The 25,557-nt window shown below is 64.9% G+C and carries 23 protein-coding genes; 10 read left to right on the top strand and 13 right to left on the bottom strand.

Annotation, left to right across the window (positions count from 1 at the left end):
- Positions 1–56: 56 nt before the first annotated feature.
- Both mpl and AC1DEK_RS14825 read left to right on the top strand, forming a co-directional pair.
- Positions 57–1,460: a UDP-N-acetylmuramate:L-alanyl-gamma-D-glutamyl-meso-diaminopimelate ligase gene (mpl, locus tag AC1DEK_RS14830; RefSeq protein ID WP_478126012.1), complete on the top strand. Its 1,404-nt coding sequence runs from the start codon at positions 57–59 to the stop codon at positions 1,458–1,460.
- An 18-nt stretch (positions 1,461–1,478) separates the two neighbouring features.
- Complete coding sequence (locus AC1DEK_RS14825) at positions 1,479–1,988, top strand: cupin domain-containing protein (protein ID WP_478126011.1); 510 nt, start codon at positions 1,479–1,481, stop codon at positions 1,986–1,988.
- Positions 1,989–2,018: 30 nt separating this feature from the next.
- Here AC1DEK_RS14825 and AC1DEK_RS14820 read toward each other — a convergent pair whose 3' ends face one another.
- The 3 genes from AC1DEK_RS14820 to rodA all read right to left on the bottom strand — a co-directional run bounded on the left by AC1DEK_RS14820 (position 2,019) and on the right by rodA (position 6,008).
- Complete coding sequence (locus AC1DEK_RS14820; RefSeq protein ID WP_478126010.1) at positions 2,019–3,137, bottom strand: 3-deoxy-7-phosphoheptulonate synthase; 1,119 nt, start codon at positions 3,135–3,137, stop codon at positions 2,019–2,021.
- Between the two features lie 202 nt (positions 3,138–3,339).
- Positions 3,340–4,800, bottom strand: a complete 1,461-nt coding sequence (tldD, locus tag AC1DEK_RS14815; RefSeq protein WP_478126009.1) for a metalloprotease TldD — start codon at positions 4,798–4,800, stop codon at positions 3,340–3,342.
- A gap of 53 nt (positions 4,801–4,853) precedes the next feature.
- Positions 4,854–6,008, bottom strand: a complete 1,155-nt coding sequence (gene rodA / locus AC1DEK_RS14810; RefSeq protein WP_478126008.1) for a rod shape-determining protein RodA — start codon at positions 6,006–6,008, stop codon at positions 4,854–4,856.
- A gap of 103 nt (positions 6,009–6,111) precedes the next feature.
- Between rodA and AC1DEK_RS14805 the strand changes: the two genes are divergently transcribed.
- The 8 genes from AC1DEK_RS14805 to ruvC all read left to right on the top strand — a co-directional run bounded on the left by AC1DEK_RS14805 (position 6,112) and on the right by ruvC (position 13,855).
- On the top strand, positions 6,112–6,702 hold the full coding sequence (locus AC1DEK_RS14805) for a YqiA/YcfP family alpha/beta fold hydrolase (protein WP_478126007.1): 591 nt from the start codon (positions 6,112–6,114) through the stop codon (positions 6,700–6,702).
- 48 nt (positions 6,703–6,750) lie between these two features.
- On the top strand, positions 6,751–8,811 hold the full coding sequence (locus AC1DEK_RS14800; protein WP_478126006.1) for a ribonuclease catalytic domain-containing protein: 2,061 nt from the start codon (positions 6,751–6,753) through the stop codon (positions 8,809–8,811).
- 16 nt (positions 8,812–8,827) lie between these two features.
- Positions 8,828–9,685: an energy transducer TonB gene (locus AC1DEK_RS14795; protein ID WP_478126005.1), complete on the top strand. Its 858-nt coding sequence runs from the start codon at positions 8,828–8,830 to the stop codon at positions 9,683–9,685.
- Positions 9,686–9,707: 22 nt separating this feature from the next.
- On the top strand, positions 9,708–10,550 hold the full coding sequence (aroE, locus tag AC1DEK_RS14790) for a shikimate dehydrogenase (RefSeq protein ID WP_478126004.1): 843 nt from the start codon (positions 9,708–9,710) through the stop codon (positions 10,548–10,550).
- Entirely contained in the window at positions 10,547–11,296 is a 750-nt protein-coding gene (gene mtgA / locus AC1DEK_RS14785; protein WP_478126003.1) for a monofunctional biosynthetic peptidoglycan transglycosylase, read from the top strand. Before aroE ends, mtgA begins: the two co-directional genes overlap by 4 nt.
- Positions 11,297–11,439: 143 nt before the next feature.
- On the top strand, positions 11,440–12,234 hold the full coding sequence (locus AC1DEK_RS14780) for a lysophospholipid acyltransferase family protein (RefSeq protein ID WP_478126315.1): 795 nt from the start codon (positions 11,440–11,442) through the stop codon (positions 12,232–12,234).
- Positions 12,235–13,299: a phosphatidate cytidylyltransferase gene (locus tag AC1DEK_RS14775; RefSeq protein ID WP_478126002.1), complete on the top strand. Its 1,065-nt coding sequence runs from the start codon at positions 12,235–12,237 to the stop codon at positions 13,297–13,299.
- A gap of 7 nt (positions 13,300–13,306) precedes the next feature.
- Complete coding sequence (ruvC, locus tag AC1DEK_RS14770) at positions 13,307–13,855, top strand: crossover junction endodeoxyribonuclease RuvC (protein ID WP_478126001.1); 549 nt, start codon at positions 13,307–13,309, stop codon at positions 13,853–13,855.
- A 532-nt stretch (positions 13,856–14,387) separates the two neighbouring features.
- Here ruvC and AC1DEK_RS14765 read toward each other — a convergent pair.
- The 10 genes from AC1DEK_RS14765 to murD all read right to left on the bottom strand — a co-directional run bounded on the left by AC1DEK_RS14765 (position 14,388) and on the right by murD (position 25,557).
- On the bottom strand, positions 14,388–14,564 hold the full coding sequence (locus AC1DEK_RS14765; protein WP_478126000.1) for a hypothetical protein: 177 nt from the start codon (positions 14,562–14,564) through the stop codon (positions 14,388–14,390).
- Between the two features lie 12 nt (positions 14,565–14,576).
- Entirely contained in the window at positions 14,577–15,500 is a 924-nt protein-coding gene (lpxC, locus tag AC1DEK_RS14760; RefSeq protein ID WP_478125999.1) for a UDP-3-O-acyl-N-acetylglucosamine deacetylase, read from the bottom strand.
- Between the two features lie 79 nt (positions 15,501–15,579).
- Entirely contained in the window at positions 15,580–16,785 is a 1,206-nt protein-coding gene (gene ftsZ / locus AC1DEK_RS14755; protein WP_478125998.1) for a cell division protein FtsZ, read from the bottom strand.
- Between the two features lie 261 nt (positions 16,786–17,046).
- A complete protein-coding gene (ftsA, locus tag AC1DEK_RS14750) occupies positions 17,047–18,276 on the bottom strand; it encodes a cell division protein FtsA (RefSeq protein WP_478104541.1) in 1,230 nt (409 codons plus the stop codon).
- 32 nt (positions 18,277–18,308) lie between these two features.
- Positions 18,309–19,091, bottom strand: coding sequence for a cell division protein FtsQ/DivIB (locus AC1DEK_RS14745; protein ID WP_478125997.1), 783 nt, complete (start codon positions 19,089–19,091; stop codon positions 18,309–18,311).
- Complete coding sequence (locus tag AC1DEK_RS14740; protein WP_478125996.1) at positions 19,088–20,083, bottom strand: D-alanine--D-alanine ligase; 996 nt, start codon at positions 20,081–20,083, stop codon at positions 19,088–19,090. Before AC1DEK_RS14740 ends, AC1DEK_RS14745 begins: the two co-directional genes overlap by 4 nt.
- An 11-nt stretch (positions 20,084–20,094) precedes the next feature.
- Complete coding sequence (murC, locus tag AC1DEK_RS14735) at positions 20,095–21,534, bottom strand: UDP-N-acetylmuramate--L-alanine ligase (protein ID WP_478125995.1); 1,440 nt, start codon at positions 21,532–21,534, stop codon at positions 20,095–20,097.
- Complete coding sequence (murG, locus tag AC1DEK_RS14730; protein ID WP_478125994.1) at positions 21,531–22,604, bottom strand: undecaprenyldiphospho-muramoylpentapeptide beta-N-acetylglucosaminyltransferase; 1,074 nt, start codon at positions 22,602–22,604, stop codon at positions 21,531–21,533. Before murG ends, murC begins: the two co-directional genes overlap by 4 nt.
- On the bottom strand, positions 22,601–23,899 hold the full coding sequence (ftsW, locus tag AC1DEK_RS14725; protein ID WP_478125993.1) for a putative lipid II flippase FtsW: 1,299 nt from the start codon (positions 23,897–23,899) through the stop codon (positions 22,601–22,603). The genes murG and ftsW overlap by 4 nt, the downstream gene beginning before the upstream one ends.
- Positions 23,896–25,557: a UDP-N-acetylmuramoyl-L-alanine--D-glutamate ligase gene (murD, locus tag AC1DEK_RS14720; RefSeq protein WP_478125992.1), complete on the bottom strand. Its 1,662-nt coding sequence runs from the start codon at positions 25,555–25,557 to the stop codon at positions 23,896–23,898. Before murD ends, ftsW begins: the two co-directional genes overlap by 4 nt.

The raw sequence follows: 25,557 nt of genomic DNA, 5'->3' as shown, positions 1-25,557 counted from the left end.
GCCCCCACTCGCACGGGCGCAGAAGACCGCGGCGCCAGCATCCCTAGAATCGGCCGATGCACATTCACATTCTCGGCATCTGCGGCACCTTCATGGGAGGTCTCGCGGCGCTGGCGCGCGAAGCCGGCCACCGGGTGACCGGCTGCGATGCCGGCGTCTATCCGCCGATGAGCGACCAATTGCGCGCCCTCGGCATCGACCTGATCGAAGGCTTTGGCGCTGACCAACTGGCCTTGAAACCCGACGTGTACGTGGTCGGGAACGTGGTTTCGCGGGCTCGCCTGCCCGACGGCTCGCCCAAGTTCCCGCTGATGGAAGCGATCCTCGACGCCGGTGTCAGCTACACCAGTGGTCCGCAATGGTTGGCGGAACACGTGCTCCAGGGCCGTCACGTCATGGCCGTCGCCGGTACGCACGGCAAGACGACCACCACTTCGATGCTTTCGTGGATCCTCGAGCGCGCCGGCCTGGCCCCTGGATTTCTCGTGGGCGGCGTGCCGCTGGATTTCGGCGTATCGGCCCGGCTCGGGCGCGACAGCGCGGCGCCCTTCGTGATCGAAGCGGACGAATACGACACCGCCTTTTTCGACAAGCGCAGCAAGTTCGTCCACTATCGGCCGCGCACGGCCATCCTCAACAACCTGGAATTCGATCACGCAGACATCTTCGATGACCTCGCGGCGATCGAAAGGCAGTTCCATCATCTGGTCCGCACCGTACCCGGCTCCGGCCGCATCGTGGTCAACGCAACCGAGGAAAGCCTGCAACGGGTGCTGGCACAAGGGTGCTGGAGCGAGCTCGCGCGCTTCGGCGCCGGTGGCGAATGGCAGGCGCGCGGGACGCACGACGCCTTCGACGTGCTCCGCGACGGCGCGGCTGTCGGCCGCGTCGAATGGGCGCTGACCGGTTTGCACAACCAGATGAATGCTCTGGCGGCCATCGCCGCGGCCGAACACGTCGGCCTGGCGCCAGCCGCCGCTGCGGATGCATTGGGCAGCTTCCGCAACGTGCGCCGTCGGATGGAATTGCGCGGCACCGTGGACGTCGGCCAAGGAGAAGTCACGGTGTATGACGACTTCGCCCATCATCCGACGGCGATCCGGACCACGCTGGATGGCCTGCGGCAGAAGCTCGACACCGGCGGCAAGGACCGTGAGCGCATCCTCGCCGTGTTCGAGCCGCGCAGCAACACGATGAAGCTGGGAACCATGGCGGCGCAGTTGCCCTGGAGCCTGGAAGCGGCGGACTTGTCGTTCTGCCACAGTGGCGGCCTCGACTGGGACGCCGCTGCGGCGCTCGCCCCCATGGGTGCACGCGCCAAAGTGGCTGGCACCATCGACGCGCTGATTGCACAGGTGATTGCGGCGGCGCGCCCCGGCGACCACGTCGTCTGCATGAGCAACGGCGGCTTCGGCGGCATTCACGAGAAGCTGCTTTCGGCGCTCGGCGCGACGCATTGAGCCGCACGCGGGACTAACATGCGCACCATGCGTGCGCAGCAGCTCATTGAAACCCTGAACCTTCGCCCTCACCCCGAAGGCGGCTGGTATCGCGAGATCTTCCGCTCGGCGGCGCAAGTCCAACCGCACGATGGCAGGCCCACGCGCGACGCACTGACGACCATCTATTTCTTGCTCGAAGCGCACCAGCACTCGCGTTGGCACCGGGTGCAGTCAGACGAAGTCTGGATCCACCTGGAAGGCGCGCCGCTTTCGCTCTGGGTCAGCGACGCGGCGCTGCGCACACCGCCTGCGCATGTCCGGCTTGGCCCGGTTGACGTGCATGGCACGCGACCGCAACACACCGTTCCGGCCGGCCAGTGGCAAGCTGCCCGCCCTATGGGTGCGGAAGGCGGGGCCGACTACACGCTGGTGAGTTGCACCGTCGGGCCGGGCTTCGATTTCAGCGATTTTTCGTTCATGCAGCCCGACGGCGAAGAAGCCTCGCTCCTGCGGCACCACTGGCCGCAACTCGCTGCGCTGATCTGACGCCAAGCGCGCAAGCAGCGCCCCCTTCCTTCAGCCCCGGCGGTGCTTGACCGCTTGCGACAGCAGGTCGAGCACCTGCGTCGAATCTTCCCAGCCGAGGCAGGCGTCCGTGATGCTCTTGCCATATTCGAGCGCCGAGACGGAGTCCTTGCCGGGGGTGAACTTCTGCGCGCCGGCATGCAGGTGACTCTCGACCATCAGGCCGAAGATGCTGCGACTGCCACCAGCGATCTGATCCGCGATGTCCTTGGCAACCTCGATCTGCTTCTGGTGCTGCTTGCTGCTGTTGGCATGACTGCAATCGACCATCAGCCTCGGCGGCAGCTTGGCGGCTTCGAGGTCCTTGCAAGCCGCGGCGACGCTGGCGGCGTCATAGTTGGGCGCCTTGCCGCCGCGCAGGATGACGTGGCAATCCTGGTTGCCGTTCGTCTGCACGATGGCGACCTGGCCATTCTTGTGTACCGAGAGGAAGTGATGGCCCCGCGCCGCCGCCTGGATCGCATCGGTGGCGATGCGGATATTGCCGTCGGTGCCGTTCTTGAAGCCGATCGGCGCCGACAGGCCGGAAGCCAGTTCGCGATGCACCTGGCTCTCGGTAGTGCGCGCCCCGATGGCGCCCCACGCGATCAGATCACCGATGTACTGCGGAGAGATCACGTCCAGGAATTCGCTGCCAGCCGGAAGGCCCAGGCGGTTGATGTCGATAAGGAGCTGTCGTGCAATCCGCAGGCCCTCGTCGATGCGGTAGCTCTCGTCCAGGTAAGGATCGTTGATGAGGCCCTTCCATCCGACGGTCGTGCGCGGCTTTTCGAAGTAGACGCGCATCACGATCTCCAGAGTGCCGGCGTACTTCTCGCGCTCGGCCTTCAGGTGCCGCGCGTAGTCGAGAGCCGCCGCAGGGTCGTGGATGGAGCATGGCCCCATCACCACCAGCAGGCGATCGTCCTTGCCGGCCATGATGTGGTGGATCGCCCGGCGGGTGCCGGTGATCAGCGATTCGGCCGGCGTCCCCCTGATCGGGAAGAAGCGGATCAGGTGTTCGGGAGGAGGCAACACAGTGATGTCCTTGATGCGTTCGTCGTCGGTCCGGCTGGTCTTTTCGACGTTCGCATACCAGGTGTCGCTGGGCGGGGCGGCTTTCGTGCTCATCTGCGTTCCTTCTGTCGTGGTCTTGGTTTCGTGAGGGCAATAAAAAACCGCCGGGCTTTTGGCACCGGCGGTTTTGGGAGGTTCTGCTTGTCTGCTTGCTTTACGCGCGCGCCTCTCGTCCGCCGGAATCCGGGAACCAAAAGTAGGCAAAGAAATAAGCGCGAGGTGCAGACATGGGCGTGAAATGTAGCACGGCTGGTTCTCAGGCGGTGCCGCCGACTGTCAGTCCGTCAATGCGCAAAGTGGGCTGGCCGACGCCGACCGGTACGCTCTGGCCTTCCTTTCCACAGGTGCCGACGCCGGTGTCGAGCGACATGTCGTTGCCGATCATCGTGACGCGCGTGAGCGCATCGGGTCCGTTGCCCACGAGCGTCGCACCCTTGACCGGGTACTGGATCTTGCCGTTTTCCACCCAATAGGCTTCGCTCGCCGAAAACACGAACTTGCCGCTCGTGATGTCGACCTGGCCACCGCCGAAGTTGGTGGCGTAGAGGCCCTTCTTGATGCTGGCGACGATTTCCTCCGGCGCGCGATCGCCGCCGAGCATGTAGGTGTTGGTCATGCGGGGCATCGGCGCATGCGCATAGCTTTCGCGACGGCCATTGCCCGTGGGCTTGGTCTTCATCAGGCGCGCGTTGAGCGAATCCTGGATGTAGCCCTTGAGGATGCCGTCTTCGATCAGCACGTTGCGCTGGGTGGCATTGCCTTCGTCGTCGACGTTCAGCGAACCGCGGCGGTCGGCGATGGTGCCGTCGTCGAGCACCGTCACGCCCTTGGCCGCCACGCGCTGGCCGATACGGCCCGAGAAGGCGCTCGAGCCCTTGCGGTTGAAATCGCCCTCCAAGCCGTGGCCGATGGCCTCGTGCAGCAGGATGCCCGGCCAACCTGGGCCGAGGACCACGGTCATCTCGCCGGCGGGCGCAGGGCGCGAATCCAGATTGGTGAGCGCCGACTTGACAGCCTGGTCGACGTATTCGGCGATGTGTTCATCGTCGAAGTAAGCGAGGCCGAAGCGGCCACCGCCTCCGCCCGAACCCACTTCCCGGCGGCCGTTCTGCTCGGCGATCACAGTGACCGACAAGCGCACCAACGGCCGCACATCAGCGGCCAACGTGCCGTCGGCGCGAGCCACCAGCACGACGTCGTATTCGCTCGCAAGACCCGCCATGACTTGTGCCACGCGCGGATCGCGAGAGCGCGCGAGCTTCTCGACCTTTTCGAGGAGCTGGACCTTGGCGGTGCTGTCGAGCGTGGCGATGGGGTCGATGCCGCCGTACAGCGAACGGCTGCTCGCGATCTTGCGCGCGGGAGCCTTGACCCGGGCCGTGCGTCCGGCAGCCGAAATGCTGCGGACCGTGCGGGCGGCATCGAGAAGCGAAGCCTCGGAGATGTCGTCCGAATAGGCAAACGCGGTCTTTTCGCCGCTCACCGCACGTACGCCGACGCCCTGGTCAATGCTGAAGCTGCCGGTCTTGACGATGCCTTCTTCGAGGCTCCAGCCTTCGCTGCGCGTGTACTGGAAGTAGAGATCGGCGTCGTCCACCTTGTGCGCCGTGATTTCGGCGAGCGCACGCGAGAGGTGCGATTCGTCGAGTCCAAAGGGCGTGAGCAGGAGCTGCTGCGCCGTGGCGAGGCGCTCGATGGTGGGTTCGCGAGAGATCATCGAAACATTCTAGGCTCAGCCCCCAAGGCTTCGCTGGCGTATGTCACGACTGCTCAGGACTGCATCAGCCGTCTGGCGCGGGAGATCGACATCAGGATTCCGAGCCCCAGGCCCAGCGTCACCATGGCGGTGCCTCCGTAGCTGATGAAAGGCAGCGGCACGCCCACGACCGGAAGAATGCCGCTCACCATCCCCATGTTCACGAAGGCGTAGGTAAAGAAAATCATCGTGACCGCACCAGCCAGCAGCCGCGAGAAGAGCGTGGGCGCATTCATGGCGATCACCAGCCCGCGGAAGATCAGGAAAATGAAGGACGCAATCAGCGCCAGGTTGCCCGCTAGACCGAATTCCTCGGAATAGGCAGCGAAGATGAAGTCGGTCGTGCGCTCGGGGATGAACTCCAGGTGCGTCTGCGTGCCCTGCATGAACCCCTTGCCGCCGACGCCACCGGAGCCGATCGCGATCATCCCCTGGATGATGTGAAAGCCTTTGCCGAGAGGGTCTTTCGTCGGGTCGAGCAAGGTACAGATGCGTTGCTTCTGATAGTCGTGAAGGATCCGCCAGTCGAAGCCGTCGGCACAGAGCTGCGATTCGAAGCCGACGATGAGGGAGACGGCGATCAGCCCGATCACCACCGGCGGCACGATCAGCTTCCACGAAAGACCCGCGAAGAAGATCACCGACAGTCCCGTTGCCAGCACCAGCAGTGCGGTCCCGAGGTCGGGCTGCTTCATGATCAGGCCCACCGGTATGGCGAGCAGAATGGTCGCGACGACGAAATCGAGCGGGCGCAGCTGGCCTTCCCGCCGCTGGAACCACCACGAAAGCATCAGCGGCATCGCGATCTTGAGAATCTCGCTCGGCTGGATCACGACGCCCACGTTGATCCACCGTTGTGCACCCTTCTTGGTGATCCCGAAGACTGCCACCGCCACCAGCAGCCCAATGCCCAACGTATAGAGCGGAACGGCGAACACCATCAGCCGCTGCGGCGGAATCTGCGCCACCACGAACATGATGAAAGCCGCCAGCAGCATGTTGCGGCCGTGATCCGCAAAGCGGGTGCCGTGGTCGTAACCCGACGAATACATGGTCAGCATGCCTGCACAGGCGAGCAGCAGCACGGCGAAGGCAAGAAATCCGTCGAAACCCTGGAACACGGGCAACAGACGTCGCGCGAGCGAGGGTTGTTGGAACACGGCAGACATGGGCCGGGATTATCCGGCCGACAGCACTCCTGAGGGCCGCCAGGGGCTCTGTAATTGCTCGTTCGAACGCAACTCCTTCCGGCAGCCTCCTGATAATGAATGCATGGCCCCTGTGACCCACCTGCTCTATCTGCACGGCTTTCGTTCTTCGCCACGTTCGACCAAGGCGAGCCAGATGGCCCGCTGCATCGCGGAGCGACACCCGAGCGTGAAGTGGTGGTGCCCCCAGCTTCCGCCCTCGCCGCGCGAGGCAATGGATCTGGTGATGGACGGAATTGCCGATTGGCCAGCCGCGACCATGGCCGTGGTGGGCTCGTCGCTCGGCGGCTTCTACGCCACCTTCGTCGCTGAAAAGACGGGCTGCCGCGCCGTGCTGCTCAATCCCGCGGTGAACGCGGCGCGCGATCTCGCTCGATACGTGGGCGACCAGACGCTTTGGCACGATCCAGGCGAGCATTTCTATTTCCGCGCCGAATACATCGGCGAACTGCGCGCGCTGGAGGTCGCTCTCCTGAAGCACCCGGAACGGGTGTTCGCGGTGATCGCCAAGGGAGACGAAGTGCTCGACTGGCGGGAAATGACCGCCCGCTATCCCGGAAGTCGCGTGAAGCTCATCGAGGGCGAAGACCACGCCCTGTCGAACTTCGAGCGCTCCCACCTGCGCGACGTGCTCGGATTTCTCGATCTCCCCTGAGCGCTTTGGCAACGGGAATGCGCTGCGCTGCGTGGGACAATCCGCGCCATGTTTGTTTTGTTCGAAGAAGCCGGAAAGTACCTCGGCGGCCGCGTCCTGTCGGAGAGCGATGCCTCTGCGCAGGTGGAGCTCGAGACCGGTAAGCGCGTCAAGGTCAAGGGCGCCAACATCGTGTTGCGCTTTGAAAAGCCAACGCCCGCGGAGCTGATCGCGGAAGCGCGCACCCTGGCGGCCGGCATCGACCTCGACCTCGCCTGGGAATTCGCTCCCGAAGGCGAATTCGGTTTCGGCGAACTGGCCGCCGAATACTTCCAGGCGCATCCGACGCTCGTTCAACAGGCGGCGGCGCTATTGGCGGTGTTCGATGCCCCGCACTACTTCCGTCGCGCCGGAAAGGGCCGCTTCAAGAAGGCGCCAGCCGAAATCGTCCAGCAGGCGCTGGCCGCCATCGAGAAGAAAAAGGCGGTTCAGGCGCAGATTGCCGAATGGTCGGGTCAACTGGCAGCGGGCGAGTGCCCGGCGCCTGTGCGCGAGCAGCTTTTCAAGATCCTGTTCCGGCCGGACAAGAATGCCCCCGAATACAAGGCAGTCGTCGAAGCCGCGCGCGCCACCCAGCGGCCGCCGCTCGAACTCCTGAAGCAGGCGGGCGCGATCGACTCGTCGTATGAATTCCACTGGCGGCGATTCCTTTTCGAGAACTTCCCCAAGGGCACCGGCTTTCCGACGCTCAACGCGCCGGAAATTGGCGACGAGTTGCCGGTCGCCGACGTCCAGGCTTTTTCGATCGACGACTCGCAGACGACCGAAATCGACGATGCGCTGTCAGTGCAGGGCCTCGGCAGCGGCACGGTGACGGTCGGTGTCCACATCGCCGCGCCGGGCCTCGCGCTCGTGCCGGGCAGCGCCATCGACCAGGTCGCGCGCACGCGGATGTCCACCGTCTACATGCCGGGCCACAAGATCACGATGCTGCCCGACCATGTGATCGAGGCCTACACCTTGCAGGAAGGCCGCAATTGCCCGGCGGTTTCTCTCTACGCCATTTTTGACGAAGCCACCTTGGCGTTGAAGACCACCGAGACGCGCCTCGAACGCGTGCCCGTCATTGCCAACCTGCGCCACGACCAGCTCGATGCGGTGGTCACGCAGGAATGGCTCGAAGACCCCGCGGTGAACGCTGACGGCACACCTGAAATCGCCAGCCGAGTGCGCGAGCCGCTGACTTTCCTGTTCCGCCTCGCCAAGCAATTGAAGGGGCAGCGGGAAGTGATCCGGGGCAAGCCCGAAAGCTTCAACCGGCCGGACTACACATTCCGCCTGGTGGGCAACGAAGGCGAACCCACCGGCAACGAACAGGTGCAGATCGGCACGCGGCGCCGCGGCGCGCCGCTCGACCTGATCGTCTCCGAAGCAATGATCCTCGCCAACAGCAGTTGGGGCGGCTGGCTCGGAGAACTCGGCGTTCCCGGGCTCTACCGGAGCCAGGCGAGCCTCGCGCCCGGCATCAAGGTTCGCATGGGGACGCGAGCGCTGCCGCATGCCGGGCTCGGCGTCAAAAGCTACGCATGGAGCACGTCGCCCCTGCGCCGCTACATCGACCTCGTCAATCAGTGGCAGATCATCGCCGCCGCGCGCCACGGCAAGACGGCAGCACTGGCAGCGCCTTTCAAGCCGAAGGATGCCGACCTGTTCTCCATCCTCTCCGGCTTCGACGCTGCCTACAGCGCTTACAACGCGCACCAGGGCGGCATGGAGCGCTTCTGGACGCTCAAGTACATCCAGCAGCAGGGCATCACCGAGCTCGACGCCACGCTGGTGAAGGATGTTCCGAACGGCGCATTGGTCCGTGCCGACACGCTGCCGCTGGTGTTCCAGGTGACCGGAACGCAGGGCCTCCAGCGTGGGGCGCACGTGCGCGTCAAGCTCGGCGAAATCGACGAGATCGCGCTCGACGTGCACGGCACCGTCATCGCGCGTCTCGACGACACGGCCGCCGAAGCCGCGACCGAAGAAGAGAGCGGCGAGGACGAGGAAGAAGTCGCCGGCCCCATCGCGATCGCCGTGGATCTCGCAGACAGCGAGGCGGCACCCGAAAACACGCCCGCATGAGGGGAGAAGCCCGTCAATGAACCTGCGTGACTTCAGCACGCTGCAGATTGCGCTCGGCCTGTCGGTCATTGCCCATGCGGCCCTGCTGACCGTTCGCTTCGTCGATCCGGAGTCCTTCAATCGCGTCTTCAAGGAAACGCCGCTTGAAGTCATTCTGGTCAACGCCAAGAGCAACGAACGGCCTGATAAGGCCAAGGCGATTGCACAGGCTTCACTCGCGGGCGGCGGCGATCTGGACAAGGGCCACGCCACGAGCCCGCTGCCGCCTTCGGCCTTCAGGACCATCGGCGACTCGATGGAAGACGCGCAGCGCCAGGTCGAATCGATGCAAGAGCAGCAGATGCTTTTGCTGGCGCAGATCAAGCAGCAGTTGGCCACCATGCCGGCACCTGACCCGCGCAGCCAGGGCAACCCCACCGAAGCAGCTGCGCGCGAGGAAAAGCGCCGGCAGCTGATCGATATGCTGGCCGCTATCGAACGCCGCGTGAACGAGGAGAACGCGCGCCCCAAGAAGCGCTATCTCAGCCCAGCCACGCGCGAAGCAGCCTACGCGTCCTATGTCGATGCATTGCGCCGCAAGATCGAAGCGCGAGGGACCGAGAACTTCCCCGAAGCCGCGGGCAAGAAGCTCTACGGAGAACTCACCATGCTGGTGACCGTCAACTTCGATGGCACGATCCTCGGAACCGAGATCGTCGAAAGTTCGGGGGACAAGACACTCGACCGGCGCGCGCAAGCCATCGTGCGCAGCATCGGCGGCTTCGGCAAGTTCAATGACGCGATGCGTCGCCAGACCGACCAGATCGTGCTGCCGTCGCGCTTCAAGTTCACGCACGACGAGACGCTGGAGACGCAACTTTCGTCGAGGCAATGACTGAATGAAGGGGAGAGGCAACATGGACCTGTACTGCGTGATGGGCAACCCGGTCGAGCACAGCCGCTCGCCGTGGATTCATGCGCGCTTTGCCGCACTGACGGGACAGACGCTGGACTATGGCCGCCGCCTTGCGCCCATCGACGGCTTTGCCGATGCCGTGGCCGCCTTTCGCGCCGACGCATCGGGCATCGCGCGCGGCTGCAACGTCACCGTGCCCTTCAAGTTCGATGCGGCTGCGTTGTCTCAGCACCTGACGGCGCGCGCCGCGCTGGCCCGCGCCGTCAACGTGCTGAGCTTTCGCGATGACGGCATCCATGGCGACAACAGCGACGGCATCGGGATCGTCAACGACATCACCTTGCACGCGGGCGTATCCATTGCGGGCAGCGAATTGCTCTTGCTCGGCGCGGGCGGCGCATCCGCCGGCGTCCTTGGTCCGCTGATCGAGGCCCGGCCGCGCCGGATCGTCGTTGCCAACCGCACGCTCGCCAAGGCCATCGCCCTGGTGCAGCGCCACGCGGCGCTCGCGTTGCAGCACCACGTCGACCTTGAAGCGCAAGAACTCCACGCCATACCGGGCACATTCGACGTGCTGATCAATGCGACCGCGTCGAGCCTGGGCGGCGGTGAAGTGCCGGTCGCGGCCGGTGTCTTGAAGCCTGGCGCACTCGCGGTCGACATGATGTATGGCCCCTCCGCCGCGGGCTTCATGAACTGGGCCCGCGAGCACGGCGCCGTGCCGCGCGACGGCCTCGGCATGCTGGTCGAACAAGCCGCCGAAGCCTTCGAGACGTGGCGCGGCGTGCGCCCACCCACTGCTCCGGTGCTCGCCGAACTGCGAGCCATCGTCGACGCGAAGTGAAGCCGCTCCTTCGCTGGCTCGGCTGTCTGCTGATCGCTGCCTTCGCCCTGCAGTTCTTCTTCATCGCCCGCATCGCGGCCATGGCGGTCATCGATCCGCAGTCGACCGCCTTCCAACGCTCCGAAGCGTGGCGGCTCGCAACCCAGGGCCGCACCAACGGCGGCAGCGAATGGCAGCAGCGCTGGGTTCCTTATGCGCAAATCTCCGATTCACTCAAGCGCGCCGTGATCGCCAGCGAAGACAGCGAATTCATCTATCACCAGGGCGTCGAGTGGGAAGCCATCGAGCGCGCCCGCCAACGCAACGCCAAAGCCGAAGAAATTGCAGCCAAACGCGCCGCCCAGATGCGAGCCCGGGGCAAGGAACCCCGCCCCGCCCAATTGCGCGGCGGTTCCACCATCACTCAGCAGATCGCCAAGAACCTCCTGCTTTCCGGCGAACGAACCCTGCTGCGCAAAGCCCAGGAATTGATGCTCGCCACCGCCTTGGAACTGCTCCTCAGCAAGGAGCGAATCCTCGAGATCTACCTCAACAACGTCGAATGGGGCGAAGGCATCTTCGGCGCCGAAGCCGCTGCCCAGCGCTACTACAAAAAGCCTGCCTCCAAACTAAGCGTCAGCGAGTCAGCCAAACTCGCCGTCATGCTCCCCAGCCCGAAGTTCTTCGAACGCCGCCAAGCCTCAGGCTACTTGGCCAACCGCTCCGGCACCATAGCCGCCCGCATGCCCGCCGCAGACCTCCCCTGACCCGACCACCCCAGCGGCCGGCGAAACCAGGCCCCCTCGTGAAACACCGCGGAACCGGCTTCGCCGGGCCGCCGGTGTTGCCCCCGGCAGGGGGTGGAGAGCGACACGAAGTGCGCGAGCCTGGGGGCGAGTCAAAATACCCCATGCTCGCCAAGTTCACGGGATGGGGATTGCTGGCCATGATCAGGTTGCTCACCGGCGCACAAGCGCGCTGGTGGGGTTGCCCTCCGAAGGCCGAGCAGCGCATCTACTTCGCCAACCATCAAAGCCATCTGGACCTCGTCATGATCTGGGCTGCGCTGCCCGAAGAGCTGCGCAGCATCACGCGCCCCATCGCAGCGCGCGATTACTGGGCCACGACACCCTTCAAGCGCTGGATCACGACCGAAGTCTTCAATGCCATCTACGTCGAAAGAGGCGGCGGCCCTGCGACCGTGCCGCCCGCGCCACCGGCGCCCATGCAGCCCGAACGCATCGAGCCCTCGTTCGACGTTGCGCCACCTTCGCCCGTCGAGCCTGTCGCCGAGCCGTGGTCGGTTCAAGCCGAGTTGCCGCTCGCCCAGCCTGCCGCAAGCCCAGAGCCGCCCAGCATCCCGCCCGGAAGCGCAGAGGCGCTGGCGCCGCTGCAACCGCTGATCGACGCGCTTCAAAGCGGTGACTCGATCATCATTTTTCCCGAGGGCACACGCGGCCACACTGGCGAGCCGCAAAAATTCAAGTCAGGCCTTTTCACGCTGGCCCAGATGTTTCCTGACGTGGTGCTGGTGCCGGCATGGATTGACAATGTGCAGCGCGTAATGCCAAAGGGCGAAGTGGTTCCGGTGCCTATCCTTTGCTCTGTCACTTTTGGCGCGCCAATCGGGCTTGAAGAAGGCGAGGAGCGTCGTCCCTTTCTCGACCGCGCTCGCGGTGCCGTGATTGCGCTGCGAGATGTCTAGATGAACGAATACCTTCGAAACCTCTCATCGACCCATCAGGTCGCCGCCCTCTTCTTCATTGTTTTCGGTCTGCTGTTCGTGGTGAGTACCGCGGCGTTCATGCTGACTTTCAGGGAGCAGCGCAATCCGATGCACAACGAGGTCTGGCAGCGCGAGCTTCGGCATTTCCGCTCGCTGCTGCGAACGACCTGGGTGATGGTGGTCGTGTTCTGGATCGGATGGGCGCTGGGCGAAACTGTTGCGACCTTGCTATTTGCGATCATTTCCTTCCTCGCGCTGCGGGAGTTCATCACTTTGTCGCCGACGCGGCGGGGCGATCACCGCAGCCTGATCCTGGCCTTCTTTGTCGTGCTGCCGATCCAGTTCTGGTTGGTCGCGACGGCGCACTTCGATCTGTTCACGGTGTTCATCCCGGTCTATGTCTTCCTTGCGATTCCGGTGGTCAGTGCGCTGGCAGACGATCCGAGCCACTTTCTCGAACGCAATGCCAAGCTGCAGTGGGGAATCATGGTCTGTGTCTATGGCATGAGCCATGTGCCGGCGCTGCTGCTGTTGTCGTTCTCGGGCTACGAGGGCAAAAATGCCTTTCTGGTGTTCTACCTGGTGTTCGTGGTGCAGACATGCATGCTGGTGCAGCATCTGGTGTCGCGAAGAAAATCGATGCCCCCAGCGGGCGAACCCATGCCTGAGCCTCCGAAGGGCTGGCTGGGTGCCATCAGGCGCCGGTTGTTCTTTCAGCCGCCGGTCGCGCCCCATGTGAGCCGCAGCTTCAACTGGACGAGTTGGGCGCTGGGCATGATCATCGCGAGCTTTGTGGGCGCGCTGTTCTCGTTCATCACGCCATTCAAGTACGGCCAGGCGCTCGCGATGTCGTTGATCGCTTGCGTGGCGGGCTCGATGGGCCATCTGGTGATGAAGGCGCTGAAGCGCGATCGCGGGATCCCGAACTGGGGGCAGCGGAGTGTCGGCGTCACCGGGGCCAACGGTCTCCTGGATCGCGTCGATGCACTTTGCTTTGCAGCACCGGTGTTCTTCCACGCCGTTCGCTGGTATTTCAACGCGTGAGCATCGAATGCGCATCCTAGGTATCGACCCCGGTCTGCAAACGACGGGCTTCGGCGTGGTCGACGTGGACGGCCATTCGCTGCGCTATGTGGCGAGCGGAACCATCAGCACCCGTCATCTGACAAAGGGCGAGTTGCCGACGCGGCTCAAGGTGCTCTTCGACGGCATTGGCGAAATCAACGAACGCTACAAGCCGGATGCGGCTGCGGTGGAGATCGTGTTCGTCAACGTGAATCCACAATCGACCCTATTGTTGGGACAGGCGCGGGGCGCGTGCTTGACGGCACTGGTCACCTGCAATCTCACGGTGGCCGAGTACACGGCGCTGCAGATGAAGCAGGCTGTCGCGGGGCACGGACGCGCTGCCAAGGCGCAGGTGCAGGAGATGGTGAAGCGGCTGCTTCAATTGCCGGGTGTGCCGGGCAGCGACGCTGCGGATGCGCTAGGTATCGCCATCACGCATGCGCATGTGGGGAGCTCGATGGCGCGACTCGGGCAGGCTACTGTGCTTTCTCGGAGTACGAGTGGGATGTATCGGCAGGGGCGGACTCGGTAGGGGGTGCGGTTGATGTTGTTGAGGGGCCTTTGTGGGGGGCCGCCCGGTATGCCCTGTGGGCTGTGGCGACCCCGCTGCGCCGGTCCTTCGGACTTCCCTGCAGTGCTCGACTCAGGCGGGGTCCGCGTGAAACTCGCTTCGCTCAGACACACGCGGCCCTGATCCGCCTGAGTCTGCGCGCTTCGGCGGCGCAGAAGGGTCGCCACAGCCCACAGGGCATACCGGGCTCAGTGGTTGTGCGCCGATGCGCGCGTCTCGAACGTCCACGGCATGCCAGCTGGTCACAGCCACGGCGGCGGACCAATCACCCCCACCTTACCGGCGGAGGCGGGCGGTGTGCCCTGGGCCGGCCGTTGAGGCACCGCCGAGCAGCGCAGCGGTACGCGGATCAGGGCTCGCGACTGTTTGAGCCGAAGGCGAGTTTGAGCGGGACCCCGCGTACCGCGAGCAGCGCAGGGAAGCCGCAAAGCGGCCGGTGACGTCGGCCGGCCCAGGGCACACCGCCCGCCTCCGCCAACCCCAACCCAAATCCCTAAAACACCCGTTCAGCAATCAACACAGCAAAGAATCCAAACGCCGCGAGCAAGGTCCATTTAAGAACGATCCATCCGAACCGCCGGTACTTCACCTGCCCAGTCCCCGCATAAAAAGCGAACGAGGCCCCGGCCACCAACAGAAGCAACAGGATGGCCCAGCGAAACAGCAGCATCTGCGCTTCTTGCTACCAGGCGCGGGCGACTTCGGTAAACCCGACCGGCGCGCGTCGCTCGTCGTCGAAGGTCACGATTTCGTGCGCATCGTCGTGCGCCAAAAGCTCGCGCAGGAGCTTGTTGTTGAGTGCGTGACCCGAACGGAAGGCACTGTAGGCCGCGAGCAATGGCTGCCCGATGACGTAGAGATCGCCCATGGCATCGAGGATCTTGTGTTTGACGAACTCGTCGTCGTAACGCAGGCCACCCGCATTCAGCACCTTGGTGTCATCCATCACGATCGCGTTGTCGAGACCACCGCCGAGGGCCAGCCCCTTCGAGCGCATGTACTCGACCTCCTTGGTGAACCCGAACGTCCGGGCGCGCGCGATGTCGCGGCTGTACGAGCCGCTGCCCAGGTCGAATTCGACGCGCTGCCCGGTCGAGTTCACGACGCGATGGTCGAAGTCGATCTCGAAGCTGAGCTTGAACCCGTGATACGGCTCCAGGCGCGCCCACTTTTCGTCGGGGCCTTCGCCTTCGCGAACCTCGACCATTCGCGTCACGCGAATGAAGCGGCGAGCCGCGCTCTGCAACTCGATGCCTGCGCTCTGCAGCAGAAAAACAAAGGACGACGCCGAGCCGTCGAGGATCGGCACCTCGTCGGCCGTGATGTCGATCAGCAAGTTGTCGATACCCAGGCCGGCGCAGGCCGACATCAGATGCTCGACCGTTTGCACCTTGGCGCCGCGCGAAGACACGGTGGATGCAAGCCGCGTGTCCGTGACCGCCTCGGCAGTCATCGGAATCTCGACCGGCTCGGGCAAGTCCACGCGCCGGAACACGATGCCGTGGTTCACCGGCGCCGGGCGAAGCGTGAGCTCCACGCGTTGTCCGCTGTGGAGTCCGACGCCGACCGCGCGCGTGATCGATTTGAGGGTACGTTGTGGAAGCACGGGCGCGATTTTAGGAGCGCGAGACGTCCGGCGTACCGCCCGCCTCGCTATGTCCCCGATAGCTTCCACTGCCGCCCCGTCAATCCGCCTGACGGCGCAGGAAGGCGGGGATCTCGAAATCGTCCATGCCGCCCGACGACAGCGCGTCCACCTTGGCGGCGGCCATCGTGCGGTTGGTACGCCACACGCTGGGCACTGCCATGCCGTCGTAGTTCGGCTGGCCGGCCGCATGGCCCACACCGCCGCCGAGCGTCGGAACGGTGAACGGGATGTTGTCGGTGCCAGTGCGGATCACCTCCAGCGTCGGCGCCTGACGACGAGCATCCTGGCGCGAGAGGCCGGTTGCAACCACGGTCACGCGCATCTCGTCACCGAGGTTGTCGTCGTAGGCGGCGCCGTAGATCACATGCGCGTCCGGCGAGGCATAGGCGCGGATCGTGTTCATCGCCAGCTTCGATTCGCTCAGCTTCAGCGATCCCTTCGATGCCGTCACCAGCACCAGCACGCCCTTGGCGCCGGACAGGTCGATGCCCTCCAGCAGCGGGCAGGCCACCGCCTGCTCGGCGGCGATGCGGGCGCGATCCGGGCCGCTGGCCGCAGCCGTGCCCATCATGGCCTTGCCGGGTTCGCCCATCACGGTGCGCACGTCTTCGAAGTCGACGTTCACGCCGCCGTACTCGTTGATGATTTCCGAAATGCCGCCGACGGCGTTCTTCAGCACATCATTGGCATGCGCGAAGGCCTCGTCCTGCGTGACGTCCTCGCCCAGCACGTCGAGCAGCTTCTCGTTGAGCACAACGATCAGCGAATCGACGTTGGCTTCGAGTTCCGCCAGGCCGGAGTCGGCGTTCGTCATGCGACGGCCGCCTTCCCAGTCGAAAGGCTTGGTCACCACACCGACGGTGAGAATGCCCATTTCCTTGGCGACCCGCGCGATCACGGGCGCGGCGCCCGTGCCCGTGCCGCCGCCCATGCCGGCCGTGATGAACAGCATGTGCGCGCCCGCGATCGATTCGCGGATGTCGTCGACTGCCGCTTCCGCCGCATCGCGACCCTTCTCCGGCTTGCTTCCGGCGCCCAGCCCGTTGGTGCCGAGCTGGATGGTCTTGTGCGCATTGCTGCGCGACAACGCCTGCGCGTCGGTGTTCGCGCAGACAAACTGAACGCCCTGTACGCCGCGCTCGATCATGTGCGCGACGGCGTTGCCGCCGCCTCCGCCCACGCCGATCACCTTGATCTGCGTTCCCTGGTTGAACTCTTCGATCTCGATCATTTCGATAGCCATGTTCTGACTCCTTGAATATGCAGTTGCCATGTTTATGAATAAATTTGTTGTTGGAACCGTGAACGATGAAAAGGTGGCCCGGTTCTTCGCCATCGCTCGTTGAAATGAAGGGGCGGCCCGGCACGCGCCAACCAGAGTGATGCGCCATTCATAGCGAAGCTCCCATTCCAGGAACGCCGCGGAACCGGCTCCGCCGGGCCGCCGGCGTTGCCCCCTTGAAGGGGGTGTGCGGCCACACGCAGTGGGCAAGCATGGCGGTCATCAAAAGTTCCCCACGATGAAGTCCTTGAAGCGGCCGAAAGCGGTCTTGACCGACCCGTTCTTCTGCGCCACCTTGAATCCGCGCAAACGCGCATAACGCGCTTCTTCGAGCAAGCCCATCACGGTCGCCGCACGCGGTTGTGCAACCATGTCAGACAACGCGCTTGAATACTTCGGAATACCGCGCCGCACCGGCTTCAGGAAGATGTCTTCGCCCAGTTCGACCATCCCCGGCATCACCGCGCTGCCGCCGGTAAGCACCACGCCCGAGGACAACACCTCTTCATAGCCCGACTCGCGAATCACCTGCTGGACCAAAGAGAAGATTTCCTCGATGCGCGGCTCGATCACGCCGGCCAGCGCCTGCTTGCTCAGCAAGCGCGGACCGCGGTCGCCAAGGCCGGGCACTTCGACCTGCGTGTCCGGGTCGGCCAGCAGTTGCTTGGCATAGCCGTTCTCGACTTTGATGTCCTCGGCGTCCTTGGTCGGCGTGCGCAAAGCCATCGCGATGTCGCTGGTGATGAGATCGCCGGCGATCGGGATCACAGCCGTATGGCGAATCGCGCCGTTGGTGAAGATCGCAACGTCGGTCGTGCCGGCGCCGATGTCGACCAGCACCACGCCGAGTTCGCGCTCGTCCTCGGTCAGGACGGCCTGGCTCGACGCGAGCGGGTTCAGCATCAGCTGGTCGACTTCCAGGCCGCAGCGCCGCACGCACTTGATGATGTTTTCAGCCGCGCTCTGGGCGCCGGTCACGATGTGCACCTTGGCTTCGAGGCGCATGCCGCTCATGCCAATCGGCTCCTTCACGTCCTGGCCGTCGATCACGAATTCTTGCGGCTCCACCAGCAGCAGCCGCTGGTCGCTGGAAATGTTGATTGCACGCGCCGTCTCGACCACGCGCGCGACATCGGCCGGCGTGACTTCCTTGTCCTTGACCGCCACCATGCCGCTCGAATTGATGCCTCGGATGTGGCTGCCGGTGATGCCGGTGTAGACGCGGCTGATCTTGCAGTCGGCCATCAGTTCGGCCTCCTTGAGCGCCTGCTGGATGCTCTGCACGGTGGCGTCGATGTTCACCACCACGCCACGCTTGAGCCCGTTGCTGGGCGCAATGCCCAGCCCCGCCAGCTTGAGCTCGCCGTTGGACAGCACCTCGGCAACCACCGCCATCACCTTGGCAGTGCCGATGTCTAGCCCGACGACGAGATCTTTGTAATCTTTGGACATGAAGCTTCCTCTGTTCGCTCTCTCTTGCTGCTCTACTTTTTCTTCAGGTCGGGAACGACCGTGGTGACGCCGCGCAGCCGCAGCGCATACCCTTCGTTGTGCCGAAGATCGGCGCCCTCGACCGCCGCCATCGTTCTTCCGTACTGGCTCGCCACCGGCGTCACGGTGCGCAGAAAACGCTGCGTACGCGCCACCACTTCTTCGCCTCGCCCGCGCCCGAGTTCGACCGTCGCACCGGTATCGAGCGTCACGCGCCAGCTCCCGCGACTCGACAGCGCCAGCGCGTCGATCGAGAGGTCATAGGGCTGGAACAGCGGCGACAGCACGCGGTACATGCCAAGCACCTGTCCGGCCTGTTCGGCCGGACCATCGAGGTGCGGCAGGTCGTCATCGACTTCGGCCACGTTGGCTTCGAACACTTCGCCGAAGCCATTGATCAGCTTGGACTCGGCTTCGTCGCCCCAATGTGCAACAGGCTGGTGCTCGGTGAGCGTCACGCGCAGCTTGTTGGGAAACTCGCGCCGCACGACCGCCTTGCGCACCCACGGAACCGATTCGAAAGCCGTGCGCGCGCGCGAGAGGTCGACCGTGAAGAAATTGCCGGCCAGTTGCGGCGCCACGTTGGCGCGCAGCGTCACCGCGTTGTTGTGCGTGACTTCGCCATCGACCTTGATGCCCGAGAGCGGAAAGAAAGGCTGGCGCAGCACCCACCACGCACCCGCCGCCAGCAGCATGAGCGAGAACAGCGCGAACACCAGGCTCGCGGTCACGTTCATGAGCTTGACGTCGAAGGGCGCGGGGATGCTATTGGTCATGCCGCTCCTTCGTCTCTGGCCGGTTTCGAATCGAGAGTCGCCGTAGCCAGCACACGCACGCAAAGCTCTTCATAGGAGATGCCGGCCGCCCGCGCCGACATGGGCACGAGCGAGTGGCTCGTCATCCCGGGCGACGTGTTCATTTCCAGCAGGAAGGCCTTGCGGTCGCTGGCCCTGATCATCAGGTCGGCGCGACCCCAACCGCGGCAGCCGAGCTGGTGATAGGCGGCCAGCGTGATGCGTCGGATCTCCTGCTCTTCGTCGGCAGGCAGGCCACTCGGGCAGTGGTACTTGACGTCGTCCGTGAAGTACTTGTTCTGGTAGTCGTACGCGCCCTCGGGTGCGGCGATGCGCACCACGGGCATCGCCACTGCATCGAGGCCGCTGCCGAGCACTGCGCAGGTGACTTCCTCGCCTTCGATGAACTCTTCACACAGCACATCCGAGTCGTACCGCACCGAGAGCGACACCGCATCCTGCATCTGCCTGTCCACGTCATTTGGACCCATCACCTTGGTCACGCCGATGGACGAACCTTCGCGCGGCGGTTTGACGATCAGCGGCAGGCCAAGCACATCCGGCACTGCGTTGATCTGCTCGCGGCTCTGCTGGTCAAAGGCCAGGCGAACATAGCGCGGCGTCGGCAGGCCGTCAGCCTCCCAGATGCGCTTGGTCATGACCTTGTCCATCGCCACGCTCGACGCCATCACGCCAGAGCCGGTGTATGGAATGCCAAGGAGTTCGAGCGCGCCCTGCACCGTGCCGTCTTCTCCATGCCGGCCATGCAGCACGACGAAGCAACGCGCGAAGCCTTCGCGCTTGAGCTCGACCAGCTCGCGCTCGGACGGATCGAAGGCATGCGCATCGACGCCTTGCGAAAGCAGCGCATCCAATACACCCGTTCCCGACATGATCGAGACTTCGCGCTCGGCCGAACTGCCGCCGAACAACACGGCCACCTTGCCGAAGGATTTTGGATCAATCACGTTCACAGCCCACTCCCCTATCGAGCAACCTGCTCGGACTTGCCGGACGCCATCGCGCCGAGTTCAACCACTTTTGCTGGCACCGCGCCGATCGAGCCAGCCCCCATGCAGATCACCACGTCGCCTTCGCGCGCGTTGTCCAGGATGGCTTGCGGCATGGCGCCGATCTCATCGACGAACACCGGCTCGACCTTGCCGGCCACGCGCAATGCGCGGGCGAGCGAGCGACCATCGGCGGCCACGATCGGCGGCTCGCCGGCCGCATAGACCTCGCCGAGCAGCACGGCGTCCGCCTGGCCGATGACCTTGACGAAATCCTCGAAGCAATCGCGCGTTCGCGTGAAGCGGTGCGGCTGAAAAGCAAGCAACAAGCGGCGGCCCGGAAATGCACCCCGAGCGGCGGCGATGGTCGCGGCCATCTCCACCGGGTGATGACCGTAGTCGTCGATCAGCGTGAAGCTGCCTGCGCCGGCCTCGCCCCGCGCAGGCACTTCGCCGTAACGCTGGAAGCGCCGCCCCACGCCCTTGAAGTCGGCGAGCCCGCGCTGCACGGCCTCGTCCGGCACATTGAGTTCGACGGCCACGGCGATGACCGACAGCGCATTGCGCACGTTGTGCTCGCCCGGCAAATTCAGCACGATGTCCAGGTCCGGCAGCGTGACGCCGTTGCGGCGCTGCGCAGTGAAGTGCATCTGCGAGCCGACGGCCCGCACGTTGACTGCACGCACCTGCGCGTCCTCGCTGAAGCCATAGCTCGTGACGGGGCACGACACCTCGGTCACGATCTCTCGCACCGCCGGATCATCGGTACACAAGATCGCCACGCCATAGAAAGGCATGCGATGCAGGAAGTCGACGAAAGCCTTCTTGAGCTTCGCGAAGTCGTGCCCGTAGGTCTCCATGTGGTCGGCGTCGATGTTCGTGACCACGGCCATGACCGGCAGCAGGTTCAGGAACGACGCATCGGATTCGTCCGCCTCGACCACGATGTAGTCGCCACTGCCGAGCTGCGCGTTGGCGCCCGCGCTGTTGAGACGACCGCCGATGACGAAGGTCGGATCGAGCCCCGCAGCCGCGAGCACGCTCGCCACGAGGCTGGTCGTCGTGGTCTTGCCGTGCGTGCCAGCGATGGCGATGCCCTGCTTGAGGCGCATCAGCTCGGCCAGCATCAGCGCGCGCGGCACCACGGGGATGCGCTTCTCGCGCGCAGCCACGACCTCGGGGTTGTGCGCGTGCACGGCGGTCGAGGTGACGACGGCGTCCGCGCCCGCGATGTGCGCGGCGTCGTGTCCGACGTAGGTCGCGATGCCGAGACCGGCCAGACGCCGCAGCGTCGCACTGTCGGCGAGGTCTGAGCCCGAGATCTTGTAGCCGAGGTTGAGCAGCACTTCGGCAATGCCGCTCATGCCGGAGCCGCCGACACCCACGAAATGAATATGACGGATCGCATGCTTCATGAGCGGCCTCCGCGGCTGAGTTCTTCGCACGCGCGGACCACGGCATCTACCGCCTCGGTCTTGCGCATCGTCTGGGCCTTCAAGGCCCGTTGCAGGAGCGCGTCGCGCCCGGTTTTCTGTAGCAAGTCGGCCAACAATTCTGGTGTGAGTTCGGACTGTTGAACGAGCCAGCCACCACCCGCGTCGACAAGAAAGCGCGCATTGGTGGTCTGGTGGTCGTCCACAGCGGAGGGGAAAGGCACGAACAGCGCTGCTGCGCCGACGGCCGCGATTTCGGTGACGGTGCTCGCGCCGGCACGCGCGACGATCAAGTCGGCATCGGCGTACGCGCGGGCGGTGTCTTCGATGAAAGGTGTGAGTTCGCCGTCGACGCCGGCCGCTGCATAGTTGGCGCGGAGTTCGTCGATCTGCTTCGCGCCGCTCTGGTGCGTCACCTTCGGGCGTTGCGTGGGCGCGATCATGGCCAATGCTTTCGGCACCACCGCATTGAGCGCCTTCGCGCCCAGGCTGCCGCCAACGACCAGCAGTCGCAGCGGACCGGTACGGCCCGCGAAACGCTCGGCAGGTTCGCCCTGCGCTGTAAATGCCGCGCGCAACGGATTGCCGACCCACTGCGCCTTCTTCAGCACATTCGGAAAAGCGGTGAAGACGCGATCGGCCACGCTCGCAAGCAGTTTGTTGGCAAGTCCCGCCACGGAGTTCTGCTCGTGGAGCACCAGCGGCTTGCCCAGCAGCACGCTCATCATTCCACCCGGAAAGGTGATGTAGCCACCCAGGCCCACCACCACATCGGGCTTCACACGCCGCACCACGCCAATGCTCTGCCAGAAGGCGCGCAGCAGTCGCATCGGCAGCAGGGCGAGCGTGACGGGACCCTTGCCACGCACACCGCCGAACTGCACGGGCTCGAAGGCGAAGCCACGCGGCGGTACAAGCTGGTGCTCCATGCTGCCGGGCACGCCGAGCCAGTGCACGCGCCAGCCGCGCTCACGCAATGCTTCGGCCACGGCGAGCCCCGGGAAGATGTGCCCACCCGTGCCACCAGCCATGACGAGTGCCGTCCTGCTCATACTCGCCCTCCGCGCATGAGGACGCGGTTCTCGTAATCAATGCGCAACACGACGGCCAGCGCAATGACATTCATCAAGATGGCCGAGCCGCCGAAACTCATCAGCGGCAGGGTCAGCCCCTTGGTCGGCAACGCGCCCAGGTTCACACCCATATTGATGAATGTCTGGAAGCCCATCCAGATGCCGACGCCCTGTGCCACGAGCCCCGAGAAGACGCGATCGAGCGCAATTGCCTGACGGCCGATGTGCATGATCCGGCGCGTGAGCCACAGGAACAGCGCAATGGCGAGCAACACGCCCACGAGACCGAATTCCTCGCCGATCACCGCCAGCAGAAAATCGGTGTGCGCCTCGGGCAGCCAGTGCAATTTTTCGACGCTGCCGCCCAGCCCGACCCCGAAGACTTCGCCGCGCCCGATCGCGATCAGCGAATGCGAAAGCTGGTAGCCCTTGCCGAGCGCGTGTTCTTCGCTCCAGGGGTCGAGGTAGGCAAAGATGCGTTCGCGCCGCCAGGGACTGGTCGCCACGATCGTGCCGAAGGCGACCACCACCAGGGTAGCGATCACGAAGAACATGCGCGCGTTCACACCGCCCAGGAACAGGATGCCCATCGCGATCACTGCGATCACCATGAAGGCGCCCATGTCCGGCTCGGCCATTACGAGCATGCCGACCACGACCACGGCAATGCCCATGGGCAGCACGGCGCGGAAGAAGCGCTCCTTGATCTCCATCTTGCGCACCATGTAGCTGGCCGCATAGAGAACCATCGCGAACTTGGCCAATTCCGAGGGCTGGAAACGCATGATGCCGAGCGGCAGCCAACGGCGCGCACCATTGACGTTGATGCCCAGGTGCGGAATCAGCACGGCCACCAGCAGCAACAGCGACGCCACGAAGAGCCACGGCGCCGTCCTCTCCCAGGTCTTCATCGGAATCTGGAAGGTCAGCAAGCCAGCGACGAATGCGACCACCAGCGATGCCGCGTGCCGCGAGATGAAGTAGGTCGGGCTGTAACCGGCGCGCGCGAAGCGCGGGTTGTCCGGCAATGCGATCGACGCCGAATACACCATCACCAGACCCCACGCCAGGAGCGCGACGGTGACCCACACCAGCGCCTGGTCGAATCCCAGCACGCGCACCGGCGCTGCCTTCGTCTGCGTCATGCCCGCGTTCCCGAGACGCACGGGCAAGTGCATCGGCAATGCGTCGATGCCGCTCTTGGCGCGGCTGAACCAGCCGGCGAAGCGGCTGGCCTTGCCTGAAGTGCCGGAGGTGGCGGACGTCGTGCTCACGCAGGCCCCCCGTCGGCGAGCGCCTGCACGGCGTCGCAGAACACCGTCGCGCGATGCGCGTAGTCCTTGAACATGTCGAAGCTCGCGCAGGCCGGCGAGAGCAGCACCGCATCGCCGGGCTGCGCGAGACTGGCGGCCAGCGTCACGGCCTCGGGCAAAGAGGCGGCGGCTTGCATCGAGACGCCTGTGGACGCCAATGCGGCTTCGATGATCGGCGCGTCGCGGCCGATCAGCACCACGGCGCGTGCATATTGGCGCACCGGCTCTGCAAGCGGCGCAAAGTCCTGTCCCTTGCCCTCGCCGCCGAGGATGACCACCACGCGGCGCTCCTCGCCAAGCCCAATCAACGCGGCGACGGTCGCTCCTACGTTGGTTCCCTTGCTGTCATCGAAGTACTCGACCTCGTTGATGATCGCCACCGGTTCGACGCGGTGCGGCTCGCCGCGGTATTCGCGCAAGCCGTAGAGCATCGGCGCAAGCTGGCAGCCTGCCGCCGTCGCAAGCGCGAGTGACGCCAGCGCATTGAGCGCGTTGTGCCGGCCACGGATGCGCAGCGCATCGGCGGGCATCAGGCGCTGGAAGTGGATCTCCTCTTCCTCGACGGCGGCACCGCGCTTGCGCTTCTGGGTCTCGTCCGCTTCGAGCGCGCGCACCAGCCATGCCATGCCGTTGACGCGCTCGATGCCGTAGTCGCCCGGCCGTGTCGGCATGTCGCCGCCGAAGGTGACGATGCTTCGTGCGGTCTGGCCGCGGGCCAGCTTGACGGCCGCCGGCCGCATGGCCATCACGGCTTCGTCGTCGCGGTTCAGCAGCATCACTCCTTGCTTGCCGAAGATGCGAGCCTTGGCTGCGACATAGGCCGCCATGTCGCCGTGCCAGTCCAGATGGTCCTGGGTTACGTTCAGCACCGTGGCTGCGGTCGGTTCGAAACCTTGCGCGCCATCGAGTTGAAAGCTCGACAACTCCAGCACCCAGACATCCGGCAGCGTGTCCGCGTCCATGCGCTCTGAAAGGGTGTCGAGCAAGGTCGGGCCAATGTTGCCGGCCACGGCGACCGACTTGCCAGCGCGCTCGACCAATTGGCCGGTGAGTGCGGTGACGGTCGTCTTGCCGTTCGTGCCGGTGATCGCCAGCACCGCGGGTGTGTAGCCCTTGGGCGCCGGTGGCGGAACGATGACCGGTGCCGGTGCGGGCGAATCGTCGTCCTCGTCGGCCGCCTCGGTGTCGGGCTGCTGCGTCTCCGGCTCCGTCGACGGGGCCGCCTCGGGCAGGGTCGCAGGCTCTGCGACTTCTAAGCCTTCTGCAACTTCGGCAATGCGCAAATCCGCAAGAGCGTGCGCGAAGAGATCCAGTTCCCCGCCAACATGCAGCCCCATCGCGCGCGCCGCATCGAGCACCGAAGCAATTGACGCCGGCGAGAGACCGGGGGAGCGATACACCGCGCGCACGGAAGTACCTTGGACCAGCGAAGCCGCCAAAGGTCCTCCAACGAATTGCGCTTCGGGAATTTCTTCGCGCAACATGGCGAGTTGCGGCGGCGTCTCGCGCGTGTCCGCCGCGGTGATCTTCGCGCCGTGACGCGCACACCAGCGCGCCATCGCCAGGCCGGACGCACCGAGGCCCATGATCAGGACGTGAAGGTCTTGGAGATGCCGCAT

Source organism: Variovorax sp. 10N420 (assembly GCF_056394705.1).
Note: the sequence above shows the minus strand (reverse complement) of the source record. Positions and strands in the feature narration are given on the sequence as shown.